Below are 14,451 nucleotides of genomic sequence, written 5' to 3' on the forward strand. Positions count from 1 at the left end.
TCGCGGCGTCGGAGTGGATTCCCCTGACGCCGTGAGCCAACATGGGGGTGCAATCCTCGAATGAGCACCCGTTGCTCCTCCCCCTCCGAAGAGGTCGCCCGGAATGACTCTCTTTCGTGCCCATGCAACGCCCCGTCGTCTCGCGCGGCTGCTGCTCTGTCTGGTGACGGCCGCGACAGGCGGATGTCGCTCCGAGGGCGGAGAGGAAAAGCGCCCCGAGCCATCCCGGACGCCGACGGAGGCCCCCGCGGCGGAGCAGCCCGCCGACCTCCATGGCCTCGGAGGGGTCGAAGGCGTGCAGGCCTCGTATGACCAGTCCCGTCAGCCTGCCAGGTTCATCGCCGCGCTGGGAATTGCGCCGGGACAGCGGATTGCCGATGTCGGAGCGGGCCTGGGCTACTTCACGCAGCGACTCTCGGAGGCCGTCGGTCCGGCGGGACAGGTGGTCGCGACCGACATCAACGACGAGGCCCTCAAGCGGCTTCGCGCGCGGATGTCCGAGCGGAAGAACGTCGTGTTGCGCAAGGTGGAACCGGACGATCCAGGCCTCGAACCCGGCGCGTACGACCTCATCCTTCTCTCCGAGGTGGACCACTTCCTCTCGGACCGTGTGGCCTACCTGACCAGGCTGCGTCTCGCCCTCGCCCCGAATGGCCGTATCGCGGTGACGCACCTTCGGGCGATGCGCCCGCCGCTCGTCGCCGCCGCCCAGCAGGCGGGCTACTCCATCGTGTCCGAGTACGACGGCCTTCCGGACCACTACCTGCTGTTCCTGCAGCCCGCGTCCAGTCGATGACCCTGGGGGAGCGGCGGCGCGAGGGCCTCGCCGCGCGCGGGTGACGTTCCACGAGGGCTCGTGCACACGCACGGGCCCTTCGTCGTTTCAGGCGACGGTCCATCCTCGGACGTCGTGGCGAAGAAAGACCTTCGAGGGCTCCGCCTCGACGACGCGGGTGGCCATGGCCCTCAGCCGGAGCTTGTCCCGCTTGCTCAGGTCCCTCCAGGGCAAGAACAGGTGCGAGTTCCGCGAGCGCCAGAGCACCACGCCCCTCCAGCCACCCTTCATCGCCTGGTCGTGAAGGAAGGAATCGAGCTTCTGGGTGAGCGTCACGGGCTTCAGCTCGGGGCTGAGCAGGAAGTCGAGCACGGCAACCTGTCTGGATTCGACGGCCCTCACGATGGCGCTCGCGACGACCACCGAGCGCAGGTTCGGGAAGGCCTGCTTCGAGAGGATGGCCTGGACCTCGCTCACGGCCCCTTCGTCGATGGCGCGGTAGAGCGTCTGGGTGTGCCGCTTCTCGCGCGAGACCGAGAAGCGCCAGAGCAGGACCAGCGCCGTGAACGGCAGGACCGCCAGGAGCCACTCCTTCAGCGTCGTCATGCGTCTGTCATAGCATCGGGTCCTGGCTTGCAGGGGCGTCCCGGGTGGCTTCGAAGATGCTGGCTGAGGGCGTCGCGGCCCGTGCGTGGCGTCCCGCGGACAGCCGACGTCGCAGGGTCAGGGGCTCTCGAGGCTGGAGGCCGTCAACGCGGCGGCCCGGACGAAGGTCTCGAGGAGCTCGGGGCCAAAGTACTGGAGCTGACTCTCACCGCTCCGATTCCGGACGTGCTCGGGCGAATCCAGATAGCCGATGTAGTCACCCGTGAGCGAGATGACGCGGGTTGCGCCGCCCGCTGCCTCGAGCAGGCGGCCCGCTGGAAGCGTCACTTCGGCTGGCACGAACAGCAAGCTCACGGACCCCAGGCTCAGTCGAGAGGCCTCGGCCTGGCGAGGGCCCAGGTGGCACAGGGCGTTCTCGGTGACGCCGTGCAGGCCGACGGGCACGAGTCGGCTTGCATCGGGGCGCGGGAGCTTCACCTGGACCCGCGTGTAGGCCAGTCCCTCCGCCGGGACGGGAGCGGGATGGATGCCGCGAGCCGCGTGCGTCAGGAGCGTTGCGAAGAGCGCATCCCGGGAGGGGGAGTCGCTCTCCTGTGAGGGGAGGGTTGCCCGAGCATTCCCGACCATGCCCTGGAGGAAGAGAACCACTCCACCTTCCTCCTCCAGCGTGCGGCTGTACCGCCCCGGATAGTCTCCCGAGAGGGTCCGGGACTTGTGGGGGGCGAGCGTCGGATGCGCCGAGAAGATGGAGAGCTCCGCGACCTTCCGCTGCTCGTGTCGGAAGACCAGACGTGTCAACCGGGCATCGACATGGGGTTCGGCGCGACCGCGAGAGACGATGAGGTCGGGGACGATGCCCTCACCCAGCTCGACGGAGACCTGGGTGAGTGTGTCCACCGCCCGCCGCAAGGCGCTGCTTGTCGCCGCGATGATGGCTTCTCTCGCGGCTGGGCGGAACCGCCCGACTCCGCCGAGCTGGAAGAGGGAGGACGGTTCGTAGCTCCCCATGGAGGAATGGGTGTGCGTGGCCGTCACGAACAGCTCGGTGACCCTCAACTCCTGGAGGAGGGCCGCCAGGGAGAGTCGCATCGAGGAAGGGGGGGGGCAACAGCTCCGTCGCGACGATGGCCACGCGGACGTCGCCAGACTGGAGCACCAGGGCCCTGACGGCCAGTGGAGTGGTTGCTTCCGTGGCCGTGGGGCGCAGCTGACGGCCACGGCCACGGACCCGGAGCAGGGGACGCTGACCTACGCGTGGAGCCAGAGCGAGGGCCCCGCCGTGACGCTCCAGGATGCGACGCAGGCGCGTGTCCAGTTCACCGCGCCTGAGGTCTCGGCCGCCACGGAGTTCGTCTTCGTGGTGAAGGTCTCCTCGGAGAGTGGCCTGTCCGCCGAGGACCGGGTCACGGTGACGGTGAGCCCGGCGCCCCCGGCGCCGAAGGAGTCCGGCGGTTGCTCGTCCACCGGGACGACTGCCGCGCTCCCGCTGGCGATGGCGTTGCTCTCGCTCCTCGCGTGGAGGCGGCGCGAGGACTGACGCCGTCCTGAGGTTGCCTTGAAGCAGTGAAGAGGGGCGGTGGCACATGCGCCATCGCCCCTCTTGTTGAGTCTCTCTTGAGCGGTGTGCGACCCTTCGGCCCTGTTGGGGAAGGGAGGCCGCGGTGAGTGACCGCGATGATGCTCGGGATGCGCGGCGACTCACGGAGCTGGGACTTCGTCCTGGTGAAGCCGTCTTCAGGGCGCGTGAACCGAGTCGCGCTGGACGCCAACCGTCTGGTGGGGCTCTGCACGCGGCTGGTGAGCGAGGAGCCGCTTCGCGAGCTGGCCATCCAGTTGGACCTGAGCTCTACCTTGGAGCGCGTCGTCATCGACCGCCGAAAGTACTGGGACTCGATTCGCGACGATGTGCTGGAGACTTCTCGCGAGGAGGGAGCCGTCGTCCGGCTCGACCTGTCCCTCGTCGACTTCGAGCGTGCCGACTCGGGGCTCGATTTGCTGGAGCGCGCGTGTGACGCACCTGCTGGACCTGCAACTGCTGGCGCCCGACATCCAGGAGGAGGTGCTGTTTCTCGAAGCCGTCGACGGGAAGGAGCCCCTCAGCGAGCGGGCCCTCCGTGTCATTGCACACGCAGGGGCATGGGAGGCGCAGCGGGCGCGGTGGCATGTCTGGCGCACTTCGCTCTGACTCTGGCCGCGCCGAAGAAGTCGAACATGCGGAGAATGGCCACTCATTCGAGGCCTTCCAGACGTGCAGTCAAGGTGCCACTACGGCACTGTGGCGAGGCTTCTCAGCGTGGCCTGCTTGCTCACGCGCTGCCAGTATTGGAGGCTTTGCTCCAGCGCAGGATAGCGACGCCCCGGTTTCACGACAAAGAACCTGGCGAAGGTCCTGATGAGCGTCTCCTGCCCCTCCCCGTCTCCATCGGAGAAGGCGACGAAGAGATAGGGGCGTCGAGAGCTGAGGTGAGTATAGATGTTGCCAGCAGCAGTAGGCTTCCGAGGAAGCCAGCTCAGTGGTAGGTCCACCTCCACCTGCGCGGGGGACGTCCAGCGTACCGAAGGCAGTGACGTATCCTTTCGTGCGGGAGGGCGGAGCCACATGGCCACGGGAGTACCTGCCTCGGTGCGCGCGACAGCCAACTGCACCTGTGCATCCGAGGGGGCGGTAGGCTCTCGTTCGGCCCACCACAGTTCAAGGTGATCCGCCGCGAGGACGGCCTTGGGGGTGGCGTCCTTGGAAGGCACCATCCTGTCATCTTCCAACTGAGCGATGACCCTGAGCATGTCGCCGCGACGCCGGAGGCGCACCTTCAGGCCCGCATCCCCATTGCCCGTCCATTGCTTCTGGCTCGAGGAAACGTGTCCCGGGGGAAGGGTGGATGAATCCACGTTGGATACAAGCAGAACCGTTGTTTCAGTCACGAAGTCTTCTTTTTCACTCACGAAGTCTTCGTCGTCGAAATCAGGGTCCAAATTGCTGCACCTCATCGTGGCGCGCTGCGTCTGTAGATTCACCGTCTCCGTGCATTGGTGGCCGCTTTCAACGAACTGCATGAGCATGGGGCCATGCTGGTCGAAGCGGAGGCTGAGCTCCGCATAGTTCGTCAGGTTCCGATACTTGAGGACGAGGGCCTTGCTGGAGTCTGGGGCATTGGAGGGAGGAGAAGGGATGTCGAACGCGTCCGTGGTCTCTGTTCCACCCAGAGCGAAGCGCTCACCGCGAGCCAGCCCCACCAAGACGACCGAGTTCCCAATAAAGCCGTCCGCTCCCTTGAAGGCGTAACAGACCACCTCGTCATCCCGACCATCTCCGTCGAGATCCACCTGGTACCGAGTGAAAACCTCGGGCTTCTCCTCCTTGACGCGAGCATCGAACCAAGTCGCGAAGGGGCTGGGTCGAGGTGCGAGCGGCGCAGATGAGGGCGGCGCGGCCAGCAGGGTGAGCAAGGGAAGCCAGTGCGAAAAGACCATGGATGAAACTCAACCCCAGGAGCTTCTCGCAAACAAGGTCGTCCTCCTCGCGCAGTATCACTGCGCTTCTCGCCTCCACTCTGCCGCCGAGGTGGCAGTGCCCGCAACCGAGTAAGAGCTCGCCGTCCCCCGTCGTGACCAGCGCAACCGAGTCGTGAGACGTCCTGTCACCTCACACGAGGAGGTGGACATGGACGCGGAGTTGGAGCGGTTCCGACAAGGCTGCGAGACAGGCAGGTGCTGGGGCCTCTGGAATGGGGCGACGGCGTCCAGGTGCGAGGGGTGGCCGTACGCCGCTACCGGTGCACCCGGTGCGAGGCCCCGTGCACCGTCTGCCCTCGGGAGGTACTGATGTGGCGACCGAAGTTGGGGCAGGCTCAGATGGCTGTCGTCGGAGCTGGCTTGGCACTCCCTTCGTCACGAGCGCACAGCCCTTTGCGTACGCGCTAGACTGAAGCGATGTGGCGCCGTTATCCCCAGTGGCTCGATGCGGGCGAACCCGACGGAGATCCGCTCGGGGCGCCGATGCTGTGGCCCGACGGGCGTCACATCGCCGCGAACGGGCGCGGGCGCATCTTCCTCTGGAGTCTGGCGACCGGTGAGTGCACGCGGGTCCTGAAGACGGGCGCCATCTGTCGGAATGGAGAGCCCTCGTTCCGGCTGGCGGGTGAAGCCGAGCTGGGCCGCGTGCTCGAGGCGCACTAGAGCCGCGGCCTGGCCGTCTGGGACTCCAAGGACTGGCGACGCGTTCAGACCTTCGAGGGCCACGGAGAGGAGGTCCAGGCCGCCGCGGTCGTCAGCGAGGACCGCGTCGTCTCCATCAGCGGTGACCGCAGCGCGCAGCTGTGGGACGCATGGACGGGCGAGAACCTGCGCACGCTGGAGATCGGACCGCTCTACGCGCTCGCGCATGCGCCCGCCCAGGGCCTCGTCGCCGTGGGCGGAAGCAACGGCGCCGTGCACCTGCTCGAAGGCCTCACGCTCAACGTCCGCGCCCTCTTCCACCTGCGCATGGCCACCGCGCGCCATGAGCCCCTCGGCGCCGAGCGCAAGAATCAGATCGGCATCGTGTGGAACCGCCCGTCGAACACCCTCCGGGCGCTGGCCTGGCACCCCGACGGAGAGCACCTCCTCTGCGGGTCCTGGGACTTCGTGGCCCGCATGTTCCACAGCCGCACCGGCCGCGTCGTGCGGCAATGGCAGGGCCATGCGCACTGGGTGGACTTCGTCGCGGTGAAGCCCTCGCGCGGGCTGCTGTGCACCGAGAGCTCCAATGGCACCGTGCGCGTCTGGTCGCTCGACTCCACCGAGTGCCTCGCCGTGCACGACGTCGGCCACGCCGACCTGGGCGGCCTGCTGGTGCACGACCGGACGCTCTACGTGACGTGTCAGTGGGAGCTGTTGTCGATGCCTCTGGACCAGCACAGCGCCATCCCATTGGCGGTCGAAGAGGAGTGGTTCTCGGTGCGCATCCTGAAATGGCTCGTTGGTGGCGTGCTGGTCGTGGCCTTGTTGTCGGGCCTGTTGCGGCGAGAGGAAGCTGCGGCGTTCCAGCAGCCAGTGCTCGTTGTGGCCTTCATGATGTCAGACCTGTCGGTGGCAATCGTACCATCGTGGTGGAGAGAGGGCCCATCACTCGGTGGGCTCTGCCTCATTCCAGGAGCCTGCCTCGCGAGTCGCCGGCCAGACTGAACGACGACCGCGCGCCTCGCTCACTGGCCTTGACGCACTGTCGAACGTGCCGCGGCGCTCCGATGATGCAACGACCGAGTTTGGCTGACTGGGGCGAAGGTGAGTGCGATGCGAGAGGCACTGGCAACCGTGCGGCCACAGGACGCAGCAGCATGGTTCGCCTGCGATGGCTACTGACCTCAACCGCCGTGAGCACCTTGTGGCTCATTCGATGTAATGTCATATGCGAAATGTCTGGCGTTGAGCGCCTCGATGTCCTTGGGGGTGGGGCGCTCGCGGGCGGCACCGAGGTCGCGGGAGCGCTCGACTCTCTGCCATCCGAGGGGCGACGGCCCATTCGCCGTGGCTGGTCCCCGCCACCCTCACCCGCCACGGTGCAACACCGGCATGGAGGCGGCCGCCAGCACGGCCGCCTCCTCAACTCCAGCTGGACTGTCGTCTTCCCTTCGGAGCCTGCCCATATTCACCCGCGTTCTTTACACCCATGGGGGAAGGCGCGATGGCCAGGAAGATGAAAGCGGTGCAGGTGATGCAGGCGAAGGGCCCGCTCGAAGTCGTGGAGCGGGACGTCCCCGAGCCCGGCCCCGGACAGGTGCTCATCGCCGTGGATGCGTGTGGTGTCTGCCACAGCGATGCGATTACCAAGGAGGGGTGGATGCCCGTGCAGTACCCGCGGGTGCCCGGTCATGAAGTGGTGGGCCGCATCGACAAGGTGGGGCCCGGGGTGACGGCGTGGAAGGCGGGTCAGCACGTGGGCGTGGGCTGGCACGGGGGCCACTGCGGCCAGTGCCCCGCGTGCCGCGTGGGCGACTTCGTCACCTGCGACTTCCAGCAAATCTGCGGCATCACCTACGACGGCGGCTACGCCGAATACATGCTCGCGCCCCAGGAGGCCCTGGCCCGAGTCCCGGACGGCATGAAGTCCGAGGACGCCGCGCCGCTCTTGTGCGCGGGCGTGACGACGTTCAACTCCCTGCGGAACATGGGCGCGAAGCCGGGCTCCCTGGTGGCGGTGCAAGGCATTGGCGGCCTGGGGCACCTGGCCATCCAGTTCGCGCGCAAGCTGGGCTACCGCACCGTGGCCATCTCGCGCGGGGCGGACAAGCGGAAGCTGGCGACGGAGCTGGGCGCCCATGAATACATCGACACAGAGAAGGGCGAGGTGGGCAAGGCGCTCCAGGCCCTGGGCGGCGCGCGCGTCATCATGATGACCGCGTCGAGCAACAGCCTGGTGGCGGACATGATTGGCGGCCTGGGCCGCGACGGCGTCCTGCTCTTACTGGGCGCGGGCGCGGAGCCCATTCCCGTCACCAGCCTGCAACTCATCATGAAGCGCCAGCGCGTCCAGGGCTGGCCCAGCGGCATTCCCCAGGACTCGCAGGACACCATGGACTTCAGCGCGCTCACGGGCGTGCGCTCCCAGAATGAGGTGTTTCCCCTGGAGCGCGCTGGCGAGGCCTTCGAGCGAATGATGAGCAACCACGCCCGCTTTCGAGTGGTGCTCAAGATGCGATGAGCAGTGCTCCCATCCCTCATGCTGGCCGTCAGCATTGAAAGCCCGGGATTGTCAGAATCGGCTGCCCTGGGTGGTTAACAAAACTGTTAACCATTTTCGGTCTCTCTCCCCAAAACGAGCGAAAGAGCGTTCCAGAGAGCCCGTTTGGCGGCGGCGAAGGGCGGGCATCTCGCTCTGGGGGCAGAGGGCAGAGAGCGCCCTCTTCATCACCGCGAGGCAAAATCCCTTGTGATTCAGGGACTTATGCACGAAGGCCAACAACCGGCCTTGCTGAATTCATCAGACAGAGCCTAGCGCGTCATTCCGCGGGCGCAGAGCCCTCGCGGTCATTCACCGGGGAAAACTGACTGGCGCTCCGTTCTTGCTCTTGCTGGGCCTCGACCCAGGGCTTGATACAGGAGGCCGGGGCGGCGTGCTCCACGCAGCCTTTCGGAGGCGCTTGCCCATAGAAGCCTCCACACTGCGTGAGATTGAAGACAATGGCCTTCGCTGTCTCTGGGGCCCACTGCTCACGGAGTACCACCTCTGCGGCCTTGCGGCAGCGGGGCGTGTGTCGCAGGTAGAGCACCCGGTCCGACCACGCCCATTGAGTGTCCAGGTCCAATCCCCCGTCCTTCGGCTCCGGGAAGAACTCATCCACCAGGTCCGCCGCGCTCAGAGGTGCCTGTTGCGCTCGGTACACCGTCTCCGCGATGAACTTTCGGCGAGCCGTATGCTTCAGCTTCGTCACACGTGCACGTACGGTGGCGAGTTCCCGCGGTGAAAGCCGCCTCACCCAGTCATCCCGCTGGTCTTCGAACAGTCCCTCGCCGCGGCGTGCAGCCTCCAGCCAGGGCTTCCATTCCGGAGGTGCCGTCAGCCAGACGTCCACCCGCTCCATCCGATTCGACGAGCGCATTCCTTCCGGATGGAACGTCTGGATGGCCAGCAGGACTTTGTCCTCGTCATCCCAGTTCAGGATGGAGAATGCCTCCGGCTCCAGCGTGAGCCACTTCGGATGTGCACAGCCCGCCGTGAGGAGTTGCTCTCGGCCCTTCGTGAAGGAGGGCTGCTCCTTCACCATCGAGGGGGAAGGACAGCGCTCCTTCGATGGAATATCCGGCACCTTGAGTATCGCTGCGAGGACCCGCCCTCCCTGTCTTGTTTCCTCCAGGTATTCACCCAGCGAAAAGCGATATTTCCCGCGATATTCCACCCGCATGGACTCGGTGATGTATCCGCCCGAGTCGCCCATCCACGTCTGCATGAACCGGGTTGTCACCATCGGTCCGATGACACTCAGAATGTCGATGCGTGTATCCGGCTCTTTGCTCGGCAGGACAGGCCCATCGTCCTGCAACACCGTCATCCGCTGCGGGACACCGTCGACGTTCCAGGTCAGCACGCGCTGGGCAGGCTTCGGCCGGGCTGAACTCGCTGGACCCTGGGCCACGATGACGAGCAGGCTGCCCAGACACCACCCTGTGAGATTCATGGTGACGAGTCTACTTCGAATGATTCCCTTTGGACGAGCACGCCTCGGAAGTCCTCGGCCGCAAGCGCGCGGCCTTCCTCGTCACGGCCACCGAGAAGTACGGCGTGCCGTATGCCGAGGTGTTCGCCTTCTTCGTTCTGCACTCGGCCTTCGACGACGAGCTGCGCGAGGTGGTGCAGCGGCTGGCCCGTGACAAGCAGTTGGGGGAGACGCTGGGCGCCATGGCCGCCGTCCGCGAGGAGCTGAAGCGACGAGGCCTGGAGCTGGAAGGCTTCCCGGTGCGGGGAGAGAAGGCCGGTGACGTGCTGCGGGGGCTGGGGCGCGCGGGTCGGGACATGCTCTCCAGCAGCTTGGTGAGTGGTGAGGCCCGGTACACGGAACTCAGGGCGATGCGTGGGCAGATGCCACCGCCCCGGCGCCGATCTGCCTGACGCCTTCCGTAACGAGCTGAAGCGCTACCGTAAGGCGATGGGTCACTTCGGACAGGGGCTTTAGGCGGAGGAGGCAGCGGCTCGCCGCTTCCTGCCGTGAGCGTGTCTCTCAAGAGTGCGTTCATTGCCCACAGCGAGACCGTGGACTGGAACGCCGCTTTTCAGACCGGGGAACGACGCGCCGTGCTCAGCGTTGTTGCTGACGGGGCGAGGCCGGTTGGCCCTGCTGCGGGGCGCCGCTTCCGCTCATGCAGCGCTGCATCCGTTCCGCCATGCGCTGGACGTCCTCGACCTGACTGGGGTTCTTTGCGGTGAGGTGCAGAGTGGCCCCTTCTTGCGTCTGCTCCATCTGCACGTCCGCCATTCCGCGCATGGGGCAGTTCATTCCCGCGCCGCCCATTCCCTGGCCCATCATGCCGCTGCCCATCATCCCACAGGCGCAGCTTGGCTGTTGCCGTGTCGAGTCATCCGCTTGGCGTCCCGCGGACGGTGGCTGGGAAGCCCCTTGGGCTTCAGCAAGTGTGCCGATAAGAAGCCCCGTGGTGACGAGTAGTCCATATCCAAGCTTCCTCATGCTAATTCCTCCCGGAAATTGGAATTGTCCACCTACAAAGACTCATGCCGGGGTCGGGAAATGGCCTGCTGCCCCTCCCGCCATGAAGCGGAGGCTGCCGGGGCATGGCTGTTCGCTTTCTCTCCGCGCTGCACTACGCGGCGTGGACTGGCGCGATGCCGTGCATTCCCGAGCGGCCGTACCACCGGGCCCCTATGTCAGGGAAGTTGTCGCCTCGGCGGATACACTGAGCTGCCGATGCCCTCTCGCGCGCCTCGCTCACTCGCCTCGACGCGCTGCCGAATGTGGCCTTGGCGCACCCATGACGCAGCGACCGAATTTCGGGTAGGCACAAGCGGTGAGCGTCAAGGTAGATGTCGCGTGAAAGGGTTCAACCGATGCGCTTCAACTCCTGCACTGCTGGGGTGAGGTTCGGAGAGGGGCCGAGGCGGACGGGGCCCGCGGGCGTCCAGTCGCGCGTGTCGCGGCTCCACCGCTCGGGGTGACGGGCTTTGGCGCGTTGGTACACCTGGTGCCGTCGGGCCAGCAGCGCGCCCTCGCGGCCGAAGTGCCTGTCCTCGGGCGTGACGAAGCGGATGGCGCAGTGGCGGTGCTCGGTGTTGTACCAGGCCACGAAGCGCGTCACCCAGGCACGCGCGTCCTCGACGGACGCGAAGGGGCGCTGAGGGAAGCTGGGGCGGTACTTCAGCGTGCGAAAAAGGGCCTCGGAGAAGGGGTTGTCGTCCGAGACGCGGGGCCGACTGAAGGACGGGGTGACGCCCAGCCACTGCAAGGTGGCCAGTAGCGTAGCGCCCTTCATCGGGCCGCCGTTGTCCGAGTGCAGCACCAGCCCCTCGGGGCAGCCAGCCTCCTGCCAGGAGCGGCGGATGAGGGCCGCGGCGTGCTCGGACGACTCCTCTTCGTGCACCGCGAAGCCCATGCTGCGCCGGCTGAAGACGTCCACCACGAGGTACAGGTAGAGGAAGCTGCCCTTCACCGGGCCGCGCAGGTAGGTGATATCCCAACTCCAGACTTGGTTCGGCCCGGTGGCGGTGTGCTCGGCCCGAGGCCTGGGCACAGGGGCCTTGGCGCGGCCGCGGTGGGCCAGCTGCCCTGCCTCGCGCAGCACCCGGTAGAAGCTCGCCTCGCTGGCGACGTACTCGCCCCTGTCGGCCAGCCTGGGGACAATCTGCTTGGGCGAGGCGTCCCGGAACTCCTCGCTGTTGGCCACCGCCAGGATGCGGCGTCGCTCCACCTCGGACAGCCGGTTGGCCGGCCGGGTATGCGGGCCACACCGCCGGTCCTCAGCCGTCGCTGGCTTCCTCCAGCGCTGAATGGTGCGCGGAACGACTCCGAGCCGCGAGCAGATGGCCTCCAGCCGCACGCCCTTCTCCAGCGCCTCGTCGACGAGCGCGAGCGTCATTTCTCGCACGTCTCGTCCGCTGCGCCGTCCTCGTCGCCCGAGTCCTTCTCGTCCCAACCCATCGCCTGAAGTTTTTTTTCGAGCACCAGCAGTGCGGCCGCCTCAGCCAGCGCCTTCTCCTTGCGGCGCAGCTCTCGCTCGAGCTCCTTCACTCGCTTCTCCGAGACGGCCAGCCGCCGACGCTGGCCGGCCGTCAGGGCCCCGGACGGCGCCTCCTTCGTGCCCTGAGAGAGGGCTCCAGCGGCAGCCGCCCGCCACTCTGCCAGGTGCCCCTCGTGTAGCCCCTCTCGGCGCAGCAGCGCTCCCAATGCCTCGCCCGCCAGTCCATGTGCCTCCGCCAGCACGCGCAACTTCTCCTCGGGCGTCCACTTCTTGGGGCCGACGGGCTTCTCCTCGGGCGGGGGCGTCATGGCCGCCAACTTATTCGCCTCCCGCAACCACTGCGACAGCGTCGGCTGCGAGACTCCCACCTGGCGGGCCAACGCCGCGGCACTCACCGCGCCGGGGCCCACCATTCGCTTCACCATCTGCGCCTTGAATGCATCCGTGTACGGCACTGCGTTCTGCCTGCTCTCGCCCCCAGGGCGTCGTCAGCTCGGCACGTCAGCCGAGGCGACATCTTCCCTGACACAGGGGGCAAGTATGTAGGAGCGGAGTCTCCGCCGGGTCAAAGGCCTTCAGGCATCAAACCGTGCTGCGCCACGACCTCACGAATTAGGGCCTCATCCTTCAGGACGATGCGGTAGAGCGCCCGGTAATGGTCGTTCGCCCAGAAGTCGAACACGCTCCTCGCTGTTTCCTTCCCGGCGGTGTTCTGTAGGGCGGCGTACTCCTGGTAATTGACGAGAAGGTGGAGATAGGACGACTCCACGTCCACTGCTCCCTCGGGGCATCCTGTCGGTAGGGTCGGATACAGCCCGTGCAGGGCCGCCATCGCGCGCTCGGTTTTCGTTCTGTTCGCGTCGAGGAACCAGTGCATTTGCTCATGTATAAAGGTCGAGAGCAGGTGCATGTCATTGTCGAGATGCCGCGTGTGGAGCGTCAGCACGGGATGGCTGTGAGGAATGGACCTCTCATTGACTCGGACCGTGTTCGTATAAATCCACGGGTCGACCTCGAACTTCTCCAGTAAACGGCGGAGTTGCTCGCGTGTCTTCTGCTCAGGCACTGAGTCGTTTGCCAGGGTGATTTCAAGTGGAGGGGAAGCCGTGCGCCTTTCAGAAGGCGCAACAGGGGGCGAAGTCTGACAGGCAAGTGTGAGGCCCACTGACAGCATCAGAATCACGCGCATGAGTGCGCTCTAGCACACGCCTTCATGGAGCATAGAGGAGATGAAGCGGCAGGCCAGCCGCGAGCGTGGAGGAAGTCCGCCAAGCCCTAATCCCCTTCAGGGAAATCACCGAAGGGTGAAGGAGGTTACGCGATGAGGAGGCAGGAGGCTTCGCATGGCGTGGCAGCCGAGAAGGCTGACGGCAGAGCAGTTGTGACGATTTCCACCAGGCCCGGTGAATGGGATTGACGTGTCAGCCTCGCCGCTGACATGTCAATCGCATGTGCCAAGATGCTTCACGGCGACCCGACCAGGGGACGGGCTGATGGCACGTTGTGGTGCCGAGGGGCTGCTCGGGAGCGGGTCGTGTTCCTGTCAGTGTGTCGTTGGCGAGCAGAGACGAAGAGGAAAGGGGAGGCTCCTCGGGGGCAACCCGAGATGGGTCGAGCCTCCTGGTGAGCGTCAAGGTAGAGGTCGCGTGAGAGGGGGCAGCCGATGGGCTTCATCGCCGTAACCGTCTGGCGAGCGACGTGCCGAGAGCCCTTGAAGGGGGTAACCGACCGACGGTCGGCGTGCAGCGGGTGCACGCATCCGCTCGCGCAGCGTGGTAGCCGCGCAGATGAGTGCCTGACCGCAGAGGCTTGCGTGGATTCAGGATGAGTCGGGTGCGGAGGCGGAGGACGGGCGCCAGCGGTGCGGTTGCCACGCACCTGATGGGAGCGCGGCCTGGGCAGGCGTGTGCCCCAAGGGGGCTCAAGCGCACCCCTTTCAAGGTACGGTGCGCAACGTCCAGCGCTTCCTGTCGCGCTACCGGGCAGGGGGCCTGGACGGGCTGAAGATTCAGTGGGCGCCGGGCAGAACGCCCCTGATTCCCGAGGCGCTCGCGCCCCTCATCCTGGACTGGGTGCGCAAGGGGCCCAGGGCGTGCGGCCTCAAGCGCGCCAATTGGACTCATGCGGCCCTGGCCGACTTCCTGTACCAGCGAACGGGCATCCGAGTGCGTGAGACGGCCATGGGCGACTTCTGCCGCCGCCGTGGCGTGCGCCCCTACCGGCCCACCTACCGCTTCCTGCGGGCCGATGCTGCACGCCAGCAGAGGGCGCTCGAGGAGTTGAGGGAAAAAAACGCCAGGCCCAGCGAGGCGTCATTGTCCTGCTGAGCCAAGACGAGGGACGCTTCCCCATGGTGCCTACTCTGACGGCCACCTTGGGACTCAAGGGAGAACGCCCCGTCGTGGTGC

General features: G+C 66.4%; 13 protein-coding genes and 2 pseudogenes. 8 read left to right on the plus strand and 7 right to left on the minus strand.

Going from position 1 to position 14,451, the window contains the following annotated elements; translation table 11 throughout:
- Nucleotides 1–103: 103 nt before the first annotated feature.
- Nucleotides 104–796 carry a class I SAM-dependent methyltransferase gene (locus OZ403_RS02560; RefSeq protein WP_268783391.1) on the plus strand — a complete coding sequence of 231 codons (693 nt, stop codon included), beginning with the start codon at nucleotides 104–106 and terminating at the stop codon, nucleotides 794–796.
- Between the two features lie 87 nt (nucleotides 797–883).
- On the opposite strand, the gene OZ403_RS02565 is transcribed toward OZ403_RS02560, so the two are convergent.
- Entirely contained in the window at nucleotides 884–1,381 is a 498-nt protein-coding gene (locus tag OZ403_RS02565) for a hypothetical protein (protein ID WP_140786915.1), read from the minus strand.
- 117 nt (nucleotides 1,382–1,498) lie between these two features.
- Complete coding sequence (locus OZ403_RS02570; protein ID WP_268783392.1) at nucleotides 1,499–2,416, minus strand: neutral/alkaline non-lysosomal ceramidase N-terminal domain-containing protein; 918 nt, start codon at nucleotides 2,414–2,416, stop codon at nucleotides 1,499–1,501.
- Here OZ403_RS02570 and OZ403_RS02575 point away from each other — a divergent pair.
- Together OZ403_RS02575 and OZ403_RS02580 are read left to right on the plus strand one after the other, a co-directional pair.
- Complete coding sequence (locus OZ403_RS02575) at nucleotides 2,406–2,918, plus strand: PKD domain-containing protein (RefSeq protein ID WP_268783393.1); 513 nt, start codon at nucleotides 2,406–2,408, stop codon at nucleotides 2,916–2,918. The genes OZ403_RS02570 and OZ403_RS02575 overlap by 11 nt on opposite strands.
- Before the next feature lie 471 nt (nucleotides 2,919–3,389).
- Nucleotides 3,390–3,566, plus strand: a complete 177-nt coding sequence (locus tag OZ403_RS02580) for a hypothetical protein (protein WP_237077978.1) — start codon at nucleotides 3,390–3,392, stop codon at nucleotides 3,564–3,566.
- 80 nt (nucleotides 3,567–3,646) lie between these two features.
- Here the strand turns inward: OZ403_RS02580 and OZ403_RS02585 are convergent, their stop codons facing one another.
- Nucleotides 3,647–4,852 (minus strand): hypothetical protein, encoded by a 1,206-nt coding sequence (locus OZ403_RS02585; protein ID WP_268783394.1) that lies wholly within the window; start codon nucleotides 4,850–4,852, stop codon nucleotides 3,647–3,649.
- Nucleotides 4,853–5,311: 459 nt separating this feature from the next.
- Between OZ403_RS02585 and OZ403_RS02590 the strand changes: the two genes are divergently transcribed.
- The 3 genes from OZ403_RS02590 (at nucleotide 5,312) to OZ403_RS02600 (ending at nucleotide 8,060) form a co-directional block, all read left to right on the plus strand.
- Nucleotides 5,312–5,557: a hypothetical protein gene (locus OZ403_RS02590; protein ID WP_237077980.1), complete on the plus strand. Its 246-nt coding sequence runs from the start codon at nucleotides 5,312–5,314 to the stop codon at nucleotides 5,555–5,557.
- Nucleotides 5,558–5,788: 231 nt separating this feature from the next.
- Nucleotides 5,789–6,544 (plus strand): WD40 repeat domain-containing protein, encoded by a 756-nt coding sequence (locus OZ403_RS02595; protein ID WP_237077981.1) that lies wholly within the window; start codon nucleotides 5,789–5,791, stop codon nucleotides 6,542–6,544.
- A 499-nt stretch (nucleotides 6,545–7,043) separates the two neighbouring features.
- On the plus strand, nucleotides 7,044–8,060 hold the full coding sequence (locus tag OZ403_RS02600) for an alcohol dehydrogenase (RefSeq protein ID WP_140786918.1): 1,017 nt from the start codon (nucleotides 7,044–7,046) through the stop codon (nucleotides 8,058–8,060).
- 298 nt (nucleotides 8,061–8,358) lie between these two features.
- Here OZ403_RS02600 and OZ403_RS02605 read toward each other — a convergent pair whose 3' ends face one another.
- The gene (locus tag OZ403_RS02605) at nucleotides 8,359–9,534 is read right to left on the minus strand and encodes a hypothetical protein (protein ID WP_268783395.1); all 1,176 of its coding nucleotides are present in this window, start codon (nucleotides 9,532–9,534) and stop codon (nucleotides 8,359–8,361) included.
- A 26-nt stretch (nucleotides 9,535–9,560) separates the two neighbouring features.
- Here OZ403_RS02605 and OZ403_RS02610 point away from each other — a divergent pair.
- Nucleotides 9,561–9,947: pseudogene (locus OZ403_RS02610) on the plus strand (hypothetical protein); the annotation flags it as partial.
- A gap of 205 nt (nucleotides 9,948–10,152) precedes the next feature.
- Here OZ403_RS02610 and OZ403_RS02615 read toward each other — a convergent pair.
- The 3 genes and pseudogenes from OZ403_RS02615 to OZ403_RS02630 all read right to left on the minus strand — a co-directional run bounded on the left by OZ403_RS02615 (nucleotide 10,153) and on the right by OZ403_RS02630 (nucleotide 13,232).
- Entirely contained in the window at nucleotides 10,153–10,380 is a 228-nt protein-coding gene (locus tag OZ403_RS02615; protein ID WP_140852925.1) for a hypothetical protein, read from the minus strand.
- Nucleotides 10,381–10,909: 529 nt separating this feature from the next.
- A pseudogene (locus OZ403_RS39610) lies at nucleotides 10,910–12,498 on the minus strand (IS3 family transposase).
- A 110-nt stretch (nucleotides 12,499–12,608) separates the two neighbouring features.
- Entirely contained in the window at nucleotides 12,609–13,232 is a 624-nt protein-coding gene (locus OZ403_RS02630; protein ID WP_268783396.1) for a hypothetical protein, read from the minus strand.
- Nucleotides 13,233–13,989: 757 nt separating this feature from the next.
- Between OZ403_RS02630 and OZ403_RS02635 the strand changes: the two genes are divergently transcribed.
- A complete protein-coding gene (locus tag OZ403_RS02635) occupies nucleotides 13,990–14,370 on the plus strand; it encodes a helix-turn-helix domain-containing protein (RefSeq protein WP_268783397.1) in 381 nt (126 codons plus the stop codon).
- The last annotated feature ends 81 nt before the right edge of the window (nucleotides 14,371–14,451 follow it).

The sequence above is a fragment of the Myxococcus sp. NMCA1 genome (assembly GCF_026810205.1).
Classification (GTDB): domain Bacteria; phylum Myxococcota; class Myxococcia; order Myxococcales; family Myxococcaceae; genus Myxococcus; species Myxococcus xanthus_A.

Coding starts and splice junctions, on each gene's coding strand:
- OZ403_RS02560 (WP_268783391.1), top strand. CDS start 104: ATGACTCTCTTTCGTGCCCATGCAACGCCCCGTCGTCTCGCGCGGCTG.
- OZ403_RS02565 (WP_140786915.1), bottom strand. CDS start 1,381: ATGACGACGCTGAAGGAGTGGCTCCTGGCGGTCCTGCCGTTCACGGCG.
- OZ403_RS02585 (WP_268783394.1), bottom strand. CDS start 4,852: ATGGTCTTTTCGCACTGGCTTCCCTTGCTCACCCTGCTGGCCGCGCCG.
- OZ403_RS02590 (WP_237077980.1), top strand. CDS start 5,312: ATGTGGCGCCGTTATCCCCAGTGGCTCGATGCGGGCGAACCCGACGGA.
- OZ403_RS02600 (WP_140786918.1), top strand. CDS start 7,044: ATGGCCAGGAAGATGAAAGCGGTGCAGGTGATGCAGGCGAAGGGCCCG.
- OZ403_RS02605 (WP_268783395.1), bottom strand. CDS start 9,534: ATGAATCTCACAGGGTGGTGTCTGGGCAGCCTGCTCGTCATCGTGGCC.
- OZ403_RS02615 (WP_140852925.1), bottom strand. CDS start 10,380: ATGATGGGCCAGGGAATGGGCGGCGCGGGAATGAACTGCCCCATGCGC.
- OZ403_RS02630 (WP_268783396.1), bottom strand. CDS start 13,232: ATGCGCGTGATTCTGATGCTGTCAGTGGGCCTCACACTTGCCTGTCAG.